18 protein-coding genes are annotated in these 17,056 nt (G+C 56.3%); 13 read left to right on the forward strand and 5 right to left on the reverse strand.

From position 1 onward, the window contains the following. The first annotated feature begins 10 nt into the window (after window positions 1–10). The 5 genes from ABLU80_RS19410 to rlmB all read left to right on the forward strand — a co-directional run bounded on the left by ABLU80_RS19410 (window position 11) and on the right by rlmB (window position 5,541). Window positions 11–208: a DUF2065 domain-containing protein gene (locus ABLU80_RS19410; protein ID WP_015368629.1), complete on the forward strand. Its 198-nt coding sequence runs from the start codon at window positions 11–13 to the stop codon at window positions 206–208. Between the two features lie 103 nt (window positions 209–311). Continuing rightward, window positions 312–1,610, forward strand: coding sequence for an adenylosuccinate synthase (locus ABLU80_RS19415; RefSeq protein ID WP_002885665.1), 1,299 nt, complete (start codon window positions 312–314; stop codon window positions 1,608–1,610). 150 nt (window positions 1,611–1,760) lie between these two features. Next, window positions 1,761–2,195 carry a nitric oxide-sensing transcriptional repressor NsrR gene (nsrR, locus tag ABLU80_RS19420; RefSeq protein WP_015368627.1) on the forward strand — a complete coding sequence of 145 codons (435 nt, stop codon included), beginning with the start codon at window positions 1,761–1,763 and terminating at the stop codon, window positions 2,193–2,195. Between the two features lie 91 nt (window positions 2,196–2,286). Beyond that, entirely contained in the window at window positions 2,287–4,728 is a 2,442-nt protein-coding gene (gene rnr / locus ABLU80_RS19425; RefSeq protein WP_015368626.1) for a ribonuclease R, read from the forward strand. A gap of 81 nt (window positions 4,729–4,809) precedes the next feature. After that, window positions 4,810–5,541 (forward strand): 23S rRNA (guanosine(2251)-2'-O)-methyltransferase RlmB, encoded by a 732-nt coding sequence (gene rlmB, locus ABLU80_RS19430; RefSeq protein ID WP_015704174.1) that lies wholly within the window; start codon window positions 4,810–4,812, stop codon window positions 5,539–5,541. A gap of 20 nt (window positions 5,542–5,561) precedes the next feature. Here the strand turns inward: rlmB and ABLU80_RS19435 are convergent, their stop codons facing one another. Continuing rightward, window positions 5,562–6,857 carry an MFS transporter gene (locus tag ABLU80_RS19435; protein ID WP_047080028.1) on the reverse strand — a complete coding sequence of 432 codons (1,296 nt, stop codon included), beginning with the start codon at window positions 6,855–6,857 and terminating at the stop codon, window positions 5,562–5,564. A gap of 179 nt (window positions 6,858–7,036) precedes the next feature. On the opposite strand from ABLU80_RS19435, the gene ABLU80_RS19440 reads away from it, so the two are divergent. Next, entirely contained in the window at window positions 7,037–8,674 is a 1,638-nt protein-coding gene (locus ABLU80_RS19440; protein WP_086630661.1) for an isovaleryl-CoA dehydrogenase, read from the forward strand. Here the strand turns inward: ABLU80_RS19440 and yjfN are convergent. Further along, window positions 8,665–8,940 carry a DUF1471 family protease activator YjfN gene (yjfN, locus tag ABLU80_RS19445; RefSeq protein ID WP_020079815.1) on the reverse strand — a complete coding sequence of 92 codons (276 nt, stop codon included), beginning with the start codon at window positions 8,938–8,940 and terminating at the stop codon, window positions 8,665–8,667. The two genes, ABLU80_RS19440 and yjfN, sit on opposite strands and share 10 nt — an antisense overlap. A 140-nt stretch (window positions 8,941–9,080) precedes the next feature. Further along, window positions 9,081–9,389: a biofilm peroxide resistance protein BsmA gene (bsmA, locus tag ABLU80_RS19450; RefSeq protein ID WP_015368621.1), complete on the reverse strand. Its 309-nt coding sequence runs from the start codon at window positions 9,387–9,389 to the stop codon at window positions 9,081–9,083. Window positions 9,390–9,598: 209 nt separating this feature from the next. Here bsmA and yjfP point away from each other — a divergent pair, with 209 nt between their 5' ends. Then, a complete protein-coding gene (yjfP, locus tag ABLU80_RS19455; protein WP_285177872.1) occupies window positions 9,599–10,315 on the forward strand; it encodes an esterase in 717 nt (238 codons plus the stop codon). Here yjfP and ulaR read toward each other — a convergent pair. Both ulaR and ulaG read right to left on the reverse strand, forming a co-directional pair. Further along, window positions 10,312–11,067, reverse strand: coding sequence for an HTH-type transcriptional regulator UlaR (gene ulaR, locus ABLU80_RS19460; RefSeq protein WP_032709674.1), 756 nt, complete (start codon window positions 11,065–11,067; stop codon window positions 10,312–10,314). The two genes, yjfP and ulaR, sit on opposite strands and share 4 nt — an antisense overlap. A 103-nt stretch (window positions 11,068–11,170) precedes the next feature. After that, entirely contained in the window at window positions 11,171–12,235 is a 1,065-nt protein-coding gene (ulaG, locus tag ABLU80_RS19465) for an L-ascorbate 6-phosphate lactonase (protein ID WP_348850343.1), read from the reverse strand. A gap of 364 nt (window positions 12,236–12,599) precedes the next feature. On the opposite strand from ulaG, the gene ulaA reads away from it, so the two are divergent. From ulaA to ABLU80_RS19495, 6 genes are read left to right on the forward strand one after another with little or no spacing between them, the layout of a single operon-like run. Beyond that, window positions 12,600–14,000: a PTS ascorbate transporter subunit IIC gene (gene ulaA / locus ABLU80_RS19470; protein ID WP_015368616.1), complete on the forward strand. Its 1,401-nt coding sequence runs from the start codon at window positions 12,600–12,602 to the stop codon at window positions 13,998–14,000. A gap of 12 nt (window positions 14,001–14,012) precedes the next feature. Then, window positions 14,013–14,318: a PTS ascorbate transporter subunit IIB gene (ulaB, locus tag ABLU80_RS19475; protein ID WP_001577590.1), complete on the forward strand. Its 306-nt coding sequence runs from the start codon at window positions 14,013–14,015 to the stop codon at window positions 14,316–14,318. Window positions 14,319–14,327: 9 nt separating this feature from the next. Further along, on the forward strand, window positions 14,328–14,795 hold the full coding sequence (ulaC, locus tag ABLU80_RS19480) for a PTS ascorbate transporter subunit IIA (protein WP_015368614.1): 468 nt from the start codon (window positions 14,328–14,330) through the stop codon (window positions 14,793–14,795). A gap of 15 nt (window positions 14,796–14,810) precedes the next feature. After that, window positions 14,811–15,464, forward strand: coding sequence for a 3-keto-L-gulonate-6-phosphate decarboxylase UlaD (gene ulaD / locus ABLU80_RS19485; RefSeq protein WP_015368613.1), 654 nt, complete (start codon window positions 14,811–14,813; stop codon window positions 15,462–15,464). A 9-nt stretch (window positions 15,465–15,473) separates the two neighbouring features. Further along, complete coding sequence (locus tag ABLU80_RS19490) at window positions 15,474–16,328, forward strand: L-ribulose-5-phosphate 3-epimerase (protein WP_015704177.1); 855 nt, start codon at window positions 15,474–15,476, stop codon at window positions 16,326–16,328. Continuing rightward, the gene (locus tag ABLU80_RS19495) at window positions 16,328–17,014 is read left to right on the forward strand and encodes an L-ribulose-5-phosphate 4-epimerase (RefSeq protein ID WP_213197973.1); all 687 of its coding nucleotides are present in this window, start codon (window positions 16,328–16,330) and stop codon (window positions 17,012–17,014) included. Before ABLU80_RS19490 ends, ABLU80_RS19495 begins: the two co-directional genes overlap by 1 nt. Window positions 17,015–17,056: the final 42 nt, after the last annotated feature.

Consider the following 17,056-nt stretch of genomic DNA (forward strand, 5'->3'; position numbering starts at 1 on the left):
GTCATCAATAATGAATGCAACAATTTGGCTGGCACTGGCGCTGGTTTTAGTTCTCGAAGGTCTTGGCCCACTGCTTTATCCCCGCGCCTGGCGCAAGATGGTAGCGACTATGAGCCAACTGCCGGACAATTTATTGCGTCGCTTTGGCGGCGGTCTTGTGGTAGCTGGTATCGTCATCTACTACATGTTGAGGAAATCGATTGGCTGATCAAAAAACAATCGTATTACCCTCATTTTGAGTGCAAAAAGTGCTGTAACTCTGAAAAAGCGATGGTAGAATCCATTTTTAAGCAAACGGTGATTTTGAAAAAATGGGTAACAACGTCGTCGTACTGGGCACCCAATGGGGTGACGAAGGTAAAGGGAAGATCGTCGATCTCCTGACTGAACGGGCTAAATATGTTGTGCGCTACCAGGGTGGCCATAACGCAGGCCATACTCTCGTAATCAACGGTGAAAAAACCGTCCTCCATCTTATTCCATCAGGTATTCTCCGTGAGAATGTAACCAGCATCATCGGTAACGGTGTTGTGCTGTCTCCGGCTGCGCTGATGAAAGAGATGAAAGGTCTGGAAGACCGTGGTATCCCTGTTCGTGAGCGTCTGCTGCTGTCCGAAGCCTGTCCGCTTATTCTCGACTATCACGTTGCGCTGGATGTTGCGCGTGAGAAAGCACGCGGTGCGAAAGCTATCGGTACAACCGGTCGCGGTATCGGCCCGGCTTACGAAGATAAAGTCGCCCGTCGCGGCCTGCGCGTTGGCGACCTGTTTGATAAAGCCACCTTCGCTGACAAACTGAAAGAAGTGATGGAATATCACAACTTCCAGTTGGTGAACTTCTATAAAGCAGAAGCGGTCGACTACCAAAAAGTGCTGGACGATGTGATGGCGATTGCCGACATCCTGACCAGCATGGTCGTTGACGTCTCCGATCTGCTGGATCAGGCGCGTCAGCGCGGCGACTTCGTGATGTTCGAAGGCGCGCAGGGCACGCTGCTGGATATCGACCACGGTACCTATCCGTATGTAACTTCCTCCAACACCACTGCTGGTGGCGTGGCGACCGGCTCCGGCCTGGGCCCGCGTTATGTGGATTACGTTCTGGGTATCATCAAAGCTTACTCTACTCGTGTAGGCGCGGGTCCGTTCCCGACCGAGCTGTTTGATGAAACCGGCGAGTTCCTGTGCAAGCAGGGTAACGAATTCGGCGCCACTACCGGCCGTCGTCGTCGTACCGGCTGGCTGGACGCTGTCGCGGTACGCCGCGCGGTGCAGATTAACTCCCTGTCCGGCTTCTGCCTGACCAAACTGGACGTCCTGGACGGCCTGAAAGAAGTGAAAATCTGCGTCGGCTACCGTATGCCGGACGGCCGTGAAGTGACCACCACTCCGCTGGCTGCCGACAACTGGGAAGGTATCGAGCCTATCTACGAAACCATGCCGGGTTGGTCCGAAACCACCTTCGGCGTGAAAGAGCGCAGCGGTCTGCCGCAGGCAGCGCTGAACTATATCCAGCGTATTGAAGAGCTGACCGGCGTGCCGGTTGATATCATCTCTACCGGTCCTGACCGTACTGAGACTATGATTCTGCGCGACCCGTTCGACGCGTAATCATCATCCAGGGGCGCCGTTCGGGCGCCCTTGTTTTTGCAGTTCGCCCGCCCCATTTCAAATAAATTAGCGGCCTGAGCGCTGGCTGGTTTATCATCAATAGAGTTAATACCCGCGGATTCACCGCTTTCCCCTTACCCTGAGGTTGATGTGCAGTTAACGAGTTTCACCGATTATGGATTACGTGCGCTGATTTATATGGCGTCGTTGCCGGATGACCGAATGACCAGTATTTCCGAGGTGACGGATGTCTATGGCGTTTCCCGTAATCATATGGTCAAAATAATCAATCAGTTAAGCCGTGCTGGCTACGTGACGGCCGTGCGGGGAAAGAATGGGGGGATTCGCCTTGGCAAGCCAGCTAAAATGATTCGCGTGGGTGATGTTGTGCGCGATCTTGAGCCGCTATCGCTGGTGAATTGCAGCAGCGAATTTTGCCACATTACTCCCGCTTGCCGCCTGAAACAGGCACTTGCCGAAGCCGCGCAAAGTTTCCTGAAGGAACTGGATAACTACACGCTGGCCGATTTGGTTGAAAAGAATCAACCGCTATATAAATTATTACTGGTGGAAGAAAAGCGCTGAGTGATTCGCGCCGCAGCGTAAAGAGAACTCACAAAGCGGCGGCGTGCGCCACCCAGAGACTTTCATCGGAGATGACAACGGAGGAACCGATATGTCACAAGATCCATTCCAGGAACGCGAAGCTGAGAAGTACGCGAATCCAATCCCGAGCCGGGAATTTATCCTCGAACATTTAACCAAACGCGAAAAACCGGCCAGCCGTGATGAGCTGGCGATTGAGTTAAATATCGAGGGCGAAGAACAAACCGAAGCGCTGCGTCGTCGCCTGCGTGCAATGGAACGCGATGGCCAGTTGGTCTTCACTCGTCGTCAGTGCTATGCGCTGCCGGAACGTCTCGATTTAGTCAAAGGCGTCGTTATTGGCCACCGCGACGGCTACGGCTTTTTACGCGTCGAAGGGCGCAAAGACGACCTGTATCTTTCATCTGAGCAGATGAAAATGTGTATCCATGGCGATCAGGTGCTGGCCCAGCCGTTGGGCGCCGATCGTAAGGGGCGTCGCGAAGCGCGCATCGTTCGCGTGCTGGTGCCGAAAACCAGCCAGATCGTCGGCCGTTATTTCACCGATGCCGGTGTAGGCTTCGTGGTGCCGGATGACAGCCGTCTTAGCTTCGATATCCTGATCCCGCCTGAAGAGATCATGGGCGCGCGTATGGGCTACGTGGTGGTGGTCGAGCTGACCCAGCGTCCAACCCGCCGTACCAAAGCGGTCGGCAAAATAGTTGAAGTGCTGGGCGACAACATGGGCACCGGCATGGCCGTTGATATGGCGCTGCGTACCCATGAGATCCCTTACGTCTGGCCGCCGGCGGTGGAAAAACAGGTTTCCGGCCTCAAAGAGCAGGTGCCCGAAGAAGCAAAAGCCGGGCGCGTCGATTTGCGCTCTCTGCCGCTGGTCACTATTGACGGCGAAGATGCCCGCGACTTCGATGACGCGGTGTATTGCGAGAAAAAACGCGGTGGCGGTTGGCGACTGTGGGTGGCTATCGCCGACGTGAGCTACTACGTGCGCCCCGGTACACCGCTGGACGGCGAAGCGCGCAGCCGCGGGACGTCAGTCTATTTCCCTTCGCAGGTCGTACCGATGCTGCCAGAGGTGCTGTCCAACGGCCTGTGTTCGCTGAACCCACAGGTCGATCGCCTGTGTATGGTCTGCGAAATGACGATCTCGTCAAAAGGCCGGCTGACCGGCTTTAAATTCTATGAAGCGGTGATGAGCTCTCACGCCCGTCTGACCTACACCAAGGTATGGCATATGCTGCAGGGCGATCAGGAGCTACGCGAGCACTATGCGCCGTTGGTGAAGCATATTGAAGAGCTGCATAACCTCTACAAGGTGCTGGATGGCGCCCGTGAAGAGCGCGGCGGTATCTCATTTGAAAGTGAAGAAGCTAAATTCATCTTCAACGCCGAGCGCCGTATCGAGCGTATTGAACAGACTCAGCGTAACGATGCGCACAAGCTGATTGAAGAGTGCATGATCCTGGCGAACATCTCCGCGGCGCGTTTCGTTGAGAAAGCGCAAGAGCCTGCGCTGTTCCGTATTCACGATAAGCCAAGTACCGAAGCGATTACCGCTTTCCGTACCGTGCTGGCGGAGCTGGGGCTGGAACTACCGGGCGGCAACAAGCCGGAGCCGCGCGATTACGCCGAGCTGCTGACTTCCATCGCCGATCGCCCGGATGCGGAAATGCTGCAAACGATGCTGCTGCGCTCCATGAAGCAGGCGGTCTACGATCCGGAAAACCGCGGCCACTTCGGCCTGGCGCTGCAGTCATACGCCCACTTCACCTCGCCGATCCGTCGTTATCCTGACCTGTCGCTGCATCGCGCTATTAAGTATTTACTGGCGAAAGAGCAGGGACATAAAGGCAATAGCACCGAGACCGGCGGCTGGCACTACAGCATGGAAGAGATGCTGCAGCTGGGCGAGCACTGCTCGATGACCGAGCGCCGCGCCGATGAAGCAACGCGCGAAGTGTCAGACTGGCTGAAGTGCGACTTCATGCAGGATCAGGTGGGCAACACCTTCTCCGGCGTGATCGCCAGCGTCACCGGCTTTGGCTTCTTCGTCCGCCTGAACGATCTGTTTATCGATGGTCTGGTACATGTCTCCTCGCTGGATAATGACTACTATCGCTTCGACCAGGTCGGGCAGCGCCTGATCGGCGAGTCCGGCGGCCAGACTTACCGCCTGGGCGACCGCGTGGAAGTGCGCGTCGAAGCGGTCAATATGGATGAGCGTAAGATTGATTTCAGCCTGATTTCCAGTGAACGCGGCCCGCGTAATGTCGGCAAAACTGCACGCGAAAAAGCGAAGAAGGGCGCGCCGGGTAAAAACGGCGGCGGCCGTCGTCGCCAGGTTGGCAAGCAGGTAAACTTCGAGCCGGATAGCGCCTTCCGCAAGGAAAAAGAGAAAGCTAAAGCCAAACCGAAAGGCGAGAAGAAAGCGAAAAAGCCGTCGGCGAAAACGCAGAAAATCGCCGCGGCAACCAAAGCCAAGCGCGCGGCGAAAAAGAAGAACGCCGAGTGATTGACGTCCCTTTACCCTGAAGCCTGCTGGCGCGGGGCGGGGTGATGGGGACGGATAACAGAACCTAAAACGAGTACATCAATGAGTGAAATGATTTACGGCATCCATGCGGTGCAGGCACTGCTGGAACGCGCACCTGAGCGTTTTCAGGAAGTTTTTATTCTGAAAGGCCGTGAGGATAAGCGTCTGCTGCCGCTGATTCATGCCCTTGAAGCGCAGGGCGTGGTGATTCAGGTTGCCAGCCGCCAGTTTCTCGATGAGAAAAGCGAAGGCGCGGTGCACCAGGGCATTATTGCTCGAGTGAAGCCGGGACGTCAGTATCAGGAAAACGATCTGCCGGATCTGCTGGCGCAGTTCGATCAACCGTTCCTGCTGATCCTCGACGGCGTCACCGATCCGCACAACCTCGGCGCCTGCCTGCGTAGCGCCGACGCCGCCGGCGTGCATGCGGTGATCGTGCCGCGCGATCGTTCCGCTCAGCTCAACGCTACGGCGAAGAAAGTCGCCTGCGGCGCGGCGGAAAGCGTGCCGCTGATCCGCGTCACTAACCTGGCGCGGACCATGCGTCTGCTGCAGGAAGAAAACGTGTGGATCGTTGGTACCGCCGGCGAAGCCGACCATACGCTGTTCCAGAGCAAAATGACCGGCCCGATGGCGCTGGTGATGGGCGCGGAAGGCGAAGGTATGCGTCGTCTGACCCGCGAACATTGTGATGAACTGATCAGTATCCCGATGGCAGGTAGCGTCTCTTCGCTGAACGTCTCCGTCGCCACCGGTATTTGCCTGTTTGAAGCGGTGCGCCAGCGCAGCTAAGCCGCCGCGGGCGCGGTAGGTTAGTCGTCCAGCGCCCGCAAATGATCGTTCTTATTGAGCGTCATCAGCGCGGCAATACTGACGACGGCCGTCGCCATCACGTAGTACGCCGGAATATCCAGATTACCGGTCTGTTTAATCAGGCCGGTAATAATCAACCCGGCACAGCCGGAGAAGACAGCATTCGAAAGCGAATAGGCTAAACCCAGCCCGGTATAACGCACTCTGGTTGGGAACATCTCCGCCAGCATCGCCGGCCCAGGCCCGGCCAGAATCCCCACCAGGCCACCCGCAATCAGCACCACGATACCTTTCACCAGCAGCGTACTGCTTTCCGCCTGCAATATTTTCAGCAGCGGTAGCGCCAGTACCAGCAGCAATACCGCAGCCGCGACCATCACCCGCCGACGCCCCCACTTATCGCTGAGCATCCCGGCAGGCAAGATGGTGATGGCGAAGCCAATGTTGGAGATCACCGCAATCAGCAGCGCCTGATTAAAACCGGTGTGCAGCGCGGACTGAAGGTATGAGGGCATGATCACCAGGTAGGTATAACCCGCCGCCGACCATACCATCAGCCGGCCAATACCGGTGAGAATCGCTTTGAGCGTCTGGCGCAAACTGGCGCGGGTTTCCGCGGGCGGCGTAGCCTGCTGCTGGCGTAAAAAGCCCGGCGTCTCTTCCATTTTAACGCGTAGCCACAGCGCGACGATGCCCATCGGTATGGCGAGGAAGAAGGGGATGCGCCAGCCCCAGTCATGCAGCGCTTCGGGGCTCAGTACGGCGGAAATCAGCGCGACCACGCCTGCGCCTGCCAGCAGCCCCAGCGCGACGGTAAAAGATTGCCATGCGCCATACAGACCACGCTTCCCTTTAGGGGCGAACTCGGTCATCAGCGATACCGCACCTCCGTATTCGCCGCCGGCAAACAATCCCTGAAGAATACGTAATCCGGTCAGAATCAGCGGCGCGGCAATACCGATGCTGGCGTAAACCGGCACCAGTCCGATTGCCGTGGTGGCGAGCGTCATCAGCACCAATACGATAATCAGCGTCGGCTTGCGGCCGATGCGGTCGCCGAGGCGGCCAAACACGATGGCGCCCAGCGGGCGAAAGAAAAACGCAATCGCGAAAGAGGCGTAAGTCAGAATCAGCCCGGTCAGCGGCGCTTCCCCATTCAACTGGAAGAAGTTTTTCGCAATCACGGTCGCCAGAAAGCCATAGACCGCAAACTCGTACCATTCAATAAAGTTACCGATAGAACCGGCGATCAGCGCGCGTTTTTGCGCTGCCAATGTTGTGCTGGCGGTGTGCATAGGAAGCCCCGACTGATACAAAACAGTAACGAATGAATAAATTATTCCATACATTTTTAATGAGAAAATTTTAAATTCTTATGCCTGTGATGGGCTTCACGAAGGCGGAGCGGTTTTTTTGTGAGCGTCTAAGCGGCCGACCATACTTACTGTCAGAGCCATTGACGGAGGGAGACATCATGCACTGGCAAACGCATACCGTATTCAATCAACCGACGCCGCTGTGTAACAGCAATCTGTTTTTGTCCGATACCGCGCTTTGTGAGGCAGTGACGCGTGAAGGCGCCGGCTGGGATAGCGATCTGCTCGCCAGCATCGGCCAGCAGTTAGGCACGGCGGAATCGCTGGAGTTGGGGCGTCTGGCCAATAGTAATCCGCCGGAACTGCTACGCTACGACGCCACCGGCGCCCGGTTGGATGACGTCCGGTTTCATCCCGCCTGGCATTTGCTAATGCAGGGACTATGCGCCAACCGGGTGCATAATCTTGCCTGGCAGGAGGATGCCCGCGCGGGTTCATTTGTTGCCCGTACTGCCCGCTTTATGCTGCATGCTCAGGTGGAGGCGGGAACGTTATGCCCGATAACTATGACCTTCGCCGCTACGCCGCTGCTGCAGCGCGCGCTGCCTACCGGCTTTAGCGACTGGCTGCCGCCGTTGCTCAGCGACCGCTATGACCCGCATCTGGCGCCCGGCGATCAGAAGCGTGGGTTGCTGATTGGTATGGGAATGACCGAAAAACAGGGCGGTTCCGATGTGCTCAGTAATACCACCCGGGCGGAAAAAACGGCGGAAGGATTCTATCGGCTGGTGGGCCATAAATGGTTCTTCTCGGTGCCGCAGAGCGATGCGCATCTGGTCCTGGCCCAGGCGTCGGGTGGGCTCTCCTGCTTCTTTGTGCCGCGCTTTCTGCCCGATGGCCAGCGTAATGGCGTGCGCCTGGAGAGGCTGAAAGATAAATTAGGCAATCGCTCCAACGCCAGCAGCGAAGTGGAGTTCTTTGACGCCTGCGGATGGCTGGTGGGCGAAGAAGGTGACGGCGTGCGGCAAATTCTCAAGATGGGCGCGCTGACCCGCTTTGACTGCGCGGCCGGTAGCCATGCTCTGATGCGCCGCGCATACTCGGTGGCGCTGTACCACGCGCTGCAGCGCCAGGCGTTCGGCAAGAATCTGGCCGATCAGCCGATGATGCGTCAGGTGCTGGGACAGATGGCGCTGCGTCTTGAAGGACAAACCGCTTTTCTGTTCCGTCTGGCTCGCGCCTGGGATCGGCGCGACGATGCACATGAAGTGCTATGGGCCCGGTTATTTACCCCAGCCGCCAAGTTTGCTATCTGTCGCGCCGGTATACCGTTTGTCGCCGAGGCGATGGAAGCGCTGGGCGGTATCGGTTATTGCGAAGAGAGCGAACTCCCGCGTTTATACCGTGAGATGCCGGTTAATAGTATCTGGGAAGGCTCCGGCAATATTATGTGTCTCGACGTGATGCGGGTACTTAGCAAGCAGCCTGCGGCGCTAGAAATGCTGGCGGCGGAGTGTGCGGAAGTCAAAGGGCAAAATCGCCATTACGATCGCGCGTGGCGACAGCTTCAGCAACTTTTACGGCGGCCGGTTGAGGCGCAGGGACGAGAAATAGCGCGTCTGGTGTATTGCCTGGGGGCGGGTGCGCAGATGCTGCGCTTTGCGTCGCCGCCGCTGGCCCAGGCATGGTGCCGAATGATGCTGGATACGCGAGGAAGTGTCCGCCTGGACGCTCAACTGCTTGACGATGCGCTGCTGCGAGCAATGGGGCGCGGACGACAGCCGTCTCAGGCGTAAAGAATGGCCTGCACTCGCCAGCTATCCGGCTGCGGCTCTTCATACATTTGAACGATTCGATACCAGGAAGCGCCCTGCTCATCGGCTTTTACAGCAATGGCGTGCTCGACATCCTGCTGACTGCCGGAGATATTATTGACGGAAATCAGACCAATTTCGTTCAGGCCGGTGACGCAATCCGCACTGGCGAATTCGGCTGACTGAGCGGAAGTATTGGCCGTCGCGGTGGTCAGCAACAGGCTGGGTAAGGTCAGTGATCGTTTCATCGTCAGCTCCATTTCACGTAATCCCGAGGGCAGTCCGTTTGCTAACGTTCTGCCAAAAAGGCTGGCCGAACGTTATTATGCGCAGGAGAACGTGAATGGACGCAAAGCAGTGTAAAGCTGATTAAAAACGCATCACGCTGCTATTTATGATACAGAATCGCTTGCGAATACCACTGGCCGGGAACCATGGTGTCATCGATCATGACGATGACGTAGTAATCCGCTTTGGCGGCTTCTGCTTTGGCTTTCAACGCGGTCTCGACATCCATCGGCGAACCGTACATCAGCACGCTGACGGTACCTATCTTTTGCAGGCCCTCAGTCTGATTGCGACGAATCTCCTGCGGATGATCGCTTGCCGGCGGCGGCGCCTCCGGCGTACCCTGCAGGACGCTACATCCGCTTAAGGCGAGAGCCAGTAACCACGGTGTAAACCTACGCATGACCATATCTCGTTTCCTGATAGTGATAGTGTAGTGGTAGCCTGAACATCATTTCTGGGGAATGTTCCCGAATTGTTATCTATCGCGCGATTTTCGAATGAAAATGTTATGAAAGCGTAACCGAGCTCTCAACATTATAATTCACGGCAAAAGCAGAATTTTGGTGGTTGCTTTTTGCGCATTGCGTGATGCCACTATAAAGAAGGAGACGATAAATGATAACACTCGAAATGCGCAATCTGGCGGGCGGTGAAGTGATTCACGCCTGTCCGGCTGGGATGGCGGAGAAACCGCTGCCGATTATCGTCTTCTATCACGGTTTTACCTCTTCCAAACTGGTCTACAGCTACTTTGCCGTCGCGCTGGCCGAAGCCGGCTTCCGGGTGATTATGCCGGATGCCGCCGAACATGGCGCGCGTTTTCACGGCGATGATGCCGGGCGAATGCAGCGCTTTTGGCCGATCCTGCGACAAAACTTTGTTGAGTTTGCCGCACTGCGGGAAGCGATTATCGCTGAGGGGTGGCTGGAAGACGAGCGGCTGGCGGTGGCCGGCGCATCAATGGGCGGCATGACCGCGCTCGGCATCATGACTCATCATCCTGAGCTTAAATGTGTCGCCTGTCTGATGGGCTCGGGCTATTTCAGCACCCTCGCACAGACGCTGTTTCCGTCGCCCGGATTTGATACGGCAAGCCTGGCGGAGTGGGACGTGACTCATCAGTTAGCGGCGCTAGCCGACAAGCCGCTGCTGCTGTGGCACGGCGACGCAGACGACGTGGTTCCGCCCGGCGACACATTTCGCCTGCAGCAGGCGTTAACGCAGAGCGGTCTGGCAACTAACCTGACCTGCCACTGGCAAAAGGGCGTGCGTCACCGCATCACCCCGGAAGCGCTGGACGCGACCACCGCCTTTTTTCTACAGCACCTTTAAACACGGATAACCTGCACGCCCTGATCCTCAAGCTGCTTGAGGATCGTTTCATCGGCCTGCTTGCCGGTAATGACCAGGTCGATTTGGCTGGCCTGGCTGAACAGCATCCCGGCGCGTTCGCCGACTTTGCTGCTATCGACCAGTACCGCCAGTTTGCCAACGACGTTAAGCATTTTCTGTTCAGCCATCGCGGTCAACATATCGGTTTTGTACAATCCCTCGGCGGTTAACCCTTTGCCGCTGGTGAACATCCAGTGCCCGGCATACAGGCTGTTTTCGCTGCCCTGCGGGCTGAGGGTGATGAAGTGGCTGTGGTTATATTGCCCACCCATAATGATCACGCTGTCATGCTCCTGGTCAATCAGGTAGTTGGCCAGCGGCAGGTAGTTGGTGATGATCTGCACCGGTTTGCCGCATAATTCGCGGCCGAGCAGGAAGGCGGTGGAGCCACAGTTGATAACAATGCTTTCGCCCGGCGACACCAGCTGCGAGGCGGCGTGGGCAATCCGCACTTTCTCATCATGGTTTTGCGCCTGATGAATGTTCATTGGCGACCATCGCGGGCGCTGTTCGCTGATGGCTTCCGCGCCGTTACGAACTTTTTTCAGCTTGCCGTTTTCATCCAGCTTATTGATATCGCGTCTTGCCGTCGCCGGAGAGATGCCGAGGCGGGAGATTACCTGTTCAACGGTAACGAATCCCGTTTGCGCCAGCAAATCCAGTAAAATTTGATGTCTTTGCGCTTCAGTCATGAGCGAATCCGATTAAAAGTGACAAGCAAAGATGATATTTGAAATCAACGCTAAATACTAATGCGGAAAGGGAATTCCGGCGGGCGCGCCCGCCCGAATACGGTTAAAAGAAAGATTTGAACGGCAGGTCCGGCTCAATGGTAAAGCAGTCGTCGAACCCGCGTGGGTAGTGGTACTCGAAATTGTCTTTATCCAGCGGCCAGGTAAATTTACCGCCGACCTGCCAGATAAACGGCTTGAAGCCGTATTTCAGACGATCTTTTTTCATCTCCCACAGTACGCGGATCTCTTGCGGATCGGCCTGGAAGTTGGACCAGATATCGTGATGGAACGGGATAACCACTTTGGTATTCAGCGATTCCGCCATGCGCAGGATATCGGCGCTGGTCATTTTGTCGGTGATGCCGCGCGGGTTTTCCCCGTAGGAACCGAGGGCGACGTCAATCTGATGCTCGTTGCCGTGCTTCGCGTAGTAGTTGGAATAATGGGAGTCGCCGCTGTGGTACAGGTTGCCGCCCGGCGTTTTAAACAGATAGTTGACCGCGCGCTGGTCCATTCCGTCCGGCAGCACGCCGGCGGCTTTTTGCTCGGCTGGCAGGGTAATGAGCGCAGTACGATCGAATGCGTCGAGCGCGTGGATCTCAATGTCTTTGATCTTCACCACATCGCCCGGTTTCATGACGATGCAGCGTTCTGCCGGCACGCCCCAACCAATCCACAGGTCAACGCAGGTTTTTGGCCCGATAAACGGCACATCGGCGGCGCAGTTTTGCATCACCGCGGCGGCGACGTTAACGTCGATATGATCGTTGTGATCGTGCGTCGCCAGCACGGCGTCAATTTGGCGGATGGCGAAAGGATCGAGCACGAATGGCGTAGTGCGCAGGTTCGGCTGTAGTTTTTTCACCCCGGCCATGCGCTGCATCTGGTGGCCGGTTTTCATCAGCGGATTACCGTGGCTCTGCTTACCGGTGCCGCACCAGAAATCGACGCAAATATTAGCGCCGCCTTCCGATTTAAGCCAAATACCGGTGCATCCCAGCCACCACATGGCAAAGGTGCCCGGCGCAACCTGCTCTTGTTCGATCTCTTCATTCAGCCAGCTGCCCCATTCCGGGAAAGTGCTCAAAATCCAGGATTCACGGGTGATGGTTTGCACTTTACTCATCTATCTCTTCCTCTTTTATTTCAAAAATAATCAATTGGTGATTTGTTTTGATTGATATTGTCACTGTTTTTTCAGGAATGCAATCGGCTATTTTCGATAAAAAGCGCTGATATCGTTGCGCTAACGCGCTGATAAACCCTGAATTTAATATCATGGATGTATGTATATTGTTGATATTAGTGGTTTGTTTGGTTGTGATATGACGTAGTGGAAAATACACGCATAAAAAATGTGATTATTTGCGTGATGCGTCACATTTAATCAAATTCAATCTTGTTGTGATTGTTTTTGATTATTAGAGTGAGGGCGACGACAACTGCTGAGCGTCATGCGCGTTCAAAGCCTTCCTCTTCTGGAGTGTGTTATGGAGATCCTCTACAACATCTTTACCGTCTTCTTTAATCAGGTAATGACTAATGCCCCGCTGCTGCTGGGTATCGTGACCTGCCTTGGCTATATCTTGTTGCGTAAAAGCGTCAGCGTGATTATCAAAGGCACGATCAAAACCATCATAGGTTTCATGCTGTTACAAGCCGGCTCCGGCATTCTTACCAGCACCTTTAAGCCGGTGGTGGCGAAAATGTCAGAGGTTTATGGCATCAATGGCGCGATTTCCGACACCTACGCCTCAATGATGGCGACCATCGACCGGATGGGTGAAGCCTATAGCTGGGTGGGGTATGCGGTGCTGTTGGCGCTGGCGCTAAATATCTGTTACGTCCTGCTGCGCCGCATTACCGGCATCCGCACTATCATGCTGACTGGCCATATCATGTTTCAGCAGGCGGGGCTGATTGCGGTCTCTTTCTTCATCTTCGGCTACTCCATGTGGACGACCATTATCTGTACCGCGGTACTGGTCTCCCTGTACTGGGGGATCACCTCCAACATGATGTTCAAGCCGACTCAACTGGTTACCGACGGTTGCGGCTTCTCTATCGGACACCAACAGCAGTTTGCCTCGTGGATTGCCTATAAAGTGGCGCCGTATCTGGGGAAAAAAGAGGAGAGCGTCGAAGACCTCAAGCTGCCGGGCTGGCTCAATATCTTCCACGACAACATCGTCTCTACCGCGATTGTGATGACCATTTTCTTTGGCGCCATTCTGCTCTCCTTTGGCATCGACGTTGTACAGGCGATGGCGGGCAAAACCCACTGGACGGTCTATATCCTGCAGACCGGTTTCTCCTTCGCCGTGGCTATTTTCATCATTACCCAGGGCGTGCGTATGTTCGTCGCCGAGCTGTCCGAAGCCTTTAACGGCATCTCTCAGCGCCTGATCCCCGGCGCTGTGCTGGCGATTGACTGCGCCGCTATCTATAGCTTCGCGCCGAATGCCGTGGTCTGGGGCTTTATGTGGGGCACCATCGGCCAACTGATTGCCGTGGGTATTCTCGTCGGCGTTGGTTCCTCCATCCTGATCATCCCGGGCTTTATCCCAATGTTCTTCTCTAACGCGACGATTGGCGTCTTTGCTAACCACTTCGGCGGCTGGCGCGCGGCGCTCAAGATCTGTCTGGTGATGGGCATGATAGAAATCTTCGGCTGCGTGTGGGCGGTGAAGCTGACCGGGATGAGCGCCTGGATGGGGATGGCGGATTGGTCAATCCTGGCGCCGCCGATGATGCAGGGCTTCGCATCGATAGGGCTGGCGTTTATGGCCGTCATTATTCTGATTTCACTGGCTTATATGTTCTTCGCCGGCCGCGCGCTGCGCGCCGAGGAAGACGCGGAAAAACAACTGGCAGAAGCCTCTGCTCAATAAGGAGTTCTGATTATGACCGTACGTATTCTGGCTGTGTGTGGCAACGGGCAAGGTAGTTCCATGATCATGAAAATGAAGGTGGACCAGTTCCTGACGCAATCAAACATCGACCACACGGTGAACAGCTGCGCGGTAGGTGAGTATAAAAGCGAGCTAAACGGCGCGGATATCATTATTGCCTCGACCCACATCGCAGGCGAAATCACCGTCACTGGCAATAAATATGTGGTTGGCGTGCGTAATATGCTGTCGCCTGCGGATTTCGGCCCAAAACTGCTTGAAGTGATCAAAGCCCACTTCCCGCAGGATGTGAAATAAGGAGCCGCCATGAAACTTCATGATTCTCTGGCGCAGAACCACTCCATACGCCTGCAGGCGGAGGCGGAAAGCTGGCAGGAGGCGGTGAAAATCGGCGTCGATCTGCTGGTGGCCGCCGACGTAGTGGAACCGCGTTACTACCAGGCGATCCTCGATGGCGTCGCGCAGCATGGCCCCTATTTTGTTATCGCGCCGGGGCTGGCGATGCCGCACGGCCGTCCGGAAGAGGGCGTTAAGAAAACCGGCTTTGCGCTGGTGACGCTCAAAAAACCGCTAATTTTCAATCACGAAGATAACGACCCGGTCGACATTCTGATCACCATGGCGGCAGTTGACGCCACCACCCACCAGGAGGTGGGCATCATGCAGATCGTTAACCTGTTTGATGACGAAGCCAATTTCGACCGTTTACGCGCCTGCCGCACCGAGCAGGAAGTGCTGGATTTAATTGAAAACGCCACTGCGGCGGCTGTTTAAGAGGGAGTTGATACGATGTCTCAGTTACCAATGTTGCAGGTTGCGCTGGATAACCAAACCCTGTCTCACGCCTATGAGACCACCCGGCTGATCGCCGAAGAGGTGGATATCATTGAAGTCGGCACTATTCTCTGCGTCGGCGAAGGGGTGCGCGCGGTGCGCGATCTGAAAGCGCTGTATCCGCATAAAATCGTGCTGGCGGATGCCAAAATCGCCGATGCCGGTAAAATCCTGTCGCGGATGTGCTTTGAAGCCAACGCCGACTGGGTGACCGTGATCTGCTGCGCCGATATCAACACCGCCAAAGGGGCGCTGGATGTCGCCAAAGAGTTCAATGGCGACGTACAAATTGAACTGACCGGCTTCTGGACCTGGGAGCAGGCGCAGGCGTGGCGTGATGCGGGTATTCAGCAGGTGGTCTATCACCGCAGCCGAGACGCGCAGGCCGCGGGCGTGGCGTGGAGCGAGGCGGATATCAGCGCGATTAAGCGCCTTTCCGATATGGGCTTCAAAGTCACCGTGACCGGCGGACTGGCGCTGGAAGACCTGCCGCTGTTCGCCGGTATCCCTATTCACGTCTTTATTGCCGGGCGCAGCATCCGCGATGCCGCCTCGCCGGTGGAAGCGGCTCGCCAGTTTAAACGCTCTATCGCCCAGCTGTGGGGTTAAGGAGCGGTTATGTTGTCGAAACAAATTCCGCTCGGTATCTATGAAAAAGCGCTCCCCGCCGGGGAGTGCTGGCTGGAGCGGTTACAGCTTGCGAAAGCGCTGGGTTTTGATTTTGTTGAAATGTCGCTTGATGAAACCGATGCCCGTCTCGCCCGGCTGGACTGGAGCCAGGAGCAGCGCCTCGCGCTGGTCAAGGCGGTAGCCGAAACCGGCGTCCGGGTACCATCGATGTGCCTTAGCGCCCATCGTCGTTTTCCGCTCGGCAGCGAAGATGACGCGGTGCGCAAGCAGGGGCTGGATATCATGCGTAAAGCCATTCAGCTGGCGCAGGATGTGGGGATTCGGGTGATCCAACTGGCGGGCTACGATGTTTATTACCAGCAGGCAAATGATGAAACGCGCCGCCGTTTTCGTGAAGGCCTGAAAGAGAGCGTCGAGATGGCCAGCCGGGCCCAGGTCACGCTGGCGATGGAAATCATGGACTATCCGCTGATGAACTCGATCAGTAAGGCGCTGGGTTATGCCCACTACCTGAACAATCCGTGGTTCCAGCTTTATCCGGATATTGGCAATTTATCGGCGTGGGATAACGACGTACAGATGGAATTGCAGGCCGGCATGGGGCATATCGTGGCGGTACATGTCAAAGATACGAAGCCCGGCGTCTTTAAAAACGTGCCGTTTGGTGAAGGGGTCGTCGATTTTGAACGTTGCTTCAAAACGCTCAAGCAGACGGGCTACTGCGGTCCGTATCTGATTGAGATGTGGAGCGAAACCACCGATGACCCGGCGGCGGAAGTCGCGAAAGCCCGTGACTGGGTGAAGGCGCGGATGGCCCGCGCAGGCCTGACGGAGGCGGCATAATGCAGCAGCTTAAACAGCAGGTATTTGCAGCTAATATGGATCTGCCGCGCTACGGGCTGGTGACCTTTACCTGGGGCAACGTCAGCGCAATCGACCGGCAGCGTGGGCTGGTGGTGATTAAGCCCAGCGGCGTAGCCTACGAGTCAATGACCGTCGATGATATGGTGGTGGTCGATTTGCAGGGCAACGTGGTGGAAGGGCGCTGGCGTCCCTCTTCTGATACCGCTACCCACCTTGCGTTATACCGCCGTTATTCCGGCCTTGGCGGGGTGGTGCATACCCACTCGACGCACGCTACCGCCTGGGCGCAGGCGGGGCTGGCAATCCCGGCGCTCGGCACCACCCACGCGGACTACTTCTTCGGCGATATCCCCTGCACCCGGGCGCTCAGCGCACAGGAAGTGAAAGAGGCCTATGAGCTGAACACCGGGAAGGTGATTATCGAAACGCTGGGCGAGGCTAACCCGTTACATACGCCAGGAATCGTTGTCTACCAGCACGGTCCCTTCTCCTGGGGGAAAGATGCCCACGAGGCGGTGCACAATGCGGTGGTGATGGAAGAAGTGGCGCGAATGGCGTGGATCGCCCGCGGCATTAATCCGCAGCTACAGCCCATCGACAGCTGGCTAATGGAGAAACATTTTCTGCGTAAACACGGGCCTGACGCCTACTACGGGCAGAAGTAAGTTACGCGCTCCGGGGCTTTCACCTCAGGGTGAAGCAACTGG

The organism is Klebsiella sp. CN_Kp104, from assembly GCF_040064515.1.
Classification (GTDB): domain Bacteria; phylum Pseudomonadota; class Gammaproteobacteria; order Enterobacterales; family Enterobacteriaceae; genus Klebsiella; species Klebsiella aerogenes.

What these genes read in the sequence shown, in the direction of transcription:
- ABLU80_RS19410 (WP_015368629.1), top strand. Translation starts at nt 11, where the DNA reads ATGAATGCAACAATTTGGCTGGCACTGGCGCTGGTTTTAGTTCTCGAA.
- ABLU80_RS19415 (WP_002885665.1), top strand. Translation starts at nt 312, where the DNA reads ATGGGTAACAACGTCGTCGTACTGGGCACCCAATGGGGTGACGAAGGT.
- rnr (WP_015368626.1), top strand. Translation starts at nt 2,287, where the DNA reads ATGTCACAAGATCCATTCCAGGAACGCGAAGCTGAGAAGTACGCGAAT.
- rlmB (WP_015704174.1), top strand. Translation starts at nt 4,810, where the DNA reads ATGAGTGAAATGATTTACGGCATCCATGCGGTGCAGGCACTGCTGGAA.
- ABLU80_RS19435 (WP_047080028.1), bottom strand. Translation starts at nt 6,857, where the DNA reads ATGCACACCGCCAGCACAACATTGGCAGCGCAAAAACGCGCGCTGATC.
- ABLU80_RS19440 (WP_086630661.1), top strand. Translation starts at nt 7,037, where the DNA reads ATGCACTGGCAAACGCATACCGTATTCAATCAACCGACGCCGCTGTGT.
- yjfN (WP_020079815.1), bottom strand. Translation starts at nt 8,940, where the DNA reads ATGAAACGATCACTGACCTTACCCAGCCTGTTGCTGACCACCGCGACG.
- bsmA (WP_015368621.1), bottom strand. Translation starts at nt 9,389, where the DNA reads ATGGTCATGCGTAGGTTTACACCGTGGTTACTGGCTCTCGCCTTAAGC.
- yjfP (WP_285177872.1), top strand. Translation starts at nt 9,599, where the DNA reads ATGATAACACTCGAAATGCGCAATCTGGCGGGCGGTGAAGTGATTCAC.
- ulaR (WP_032709674.1), bottom strand. Translation starts at nt 11,067, where the DNA reads ATGACTGAAGCGCAAAGACATCAAATTTTACTGGATTTGCTGGCGCAA.
- ulaG (WP_348850343.1), bottom strand. Translation starts at nt 12,235, where the DNA reads ATGAGTAAAGTGCAAACCATCACCCGTGAATCCTGGATTTTGAGCACT.
- ulaA (WP_015368616.1), top strand. Translation starts at nt 12,600, where the DNA reads ATGGAGATCCTCTACAACATCTTTACCGTCTTCTTTAATCAGGTAATG.
- ulaB (WP_001577590.1), top strand. Translation starts at nt 14,013, where the DNA reads ATGACCGTACGTATTCTGGCTGTGTGTGGCAACGGGCAAGGTAGTTCC.
- ulaC (WP_015368614.1), top strand. Translation starts at nt 14,328, where the DNA reads ATGAAACTTCATGATTCTCTGGCGCAGAACCACTCCATACGCCTGCAG.
- ulaD (WP_015368613.1), top strand. Translation starts at nt 14,811, where the DNA reads ATGTCTCAGTTACCAATGTTGCAGGTTGCGCTGGATAACCAAACCCTG.
- ABLU80_RS19490 (WP_015704177.1), top strand. Translation starts at nt 15,474, where the DNA reads ATGTTGTCGAAACAAATTCCGCTCGGTATCTATGAAAAAGCGCTCCCC.
- ABLU80_RS19495 (WP_213197973.1), top strand. Translation starts at nt 16,328, where the DNA reads ATGCAGCAGCTTAAACAGCAGGTATTTGCAGCTAATATGGATCTGCCG.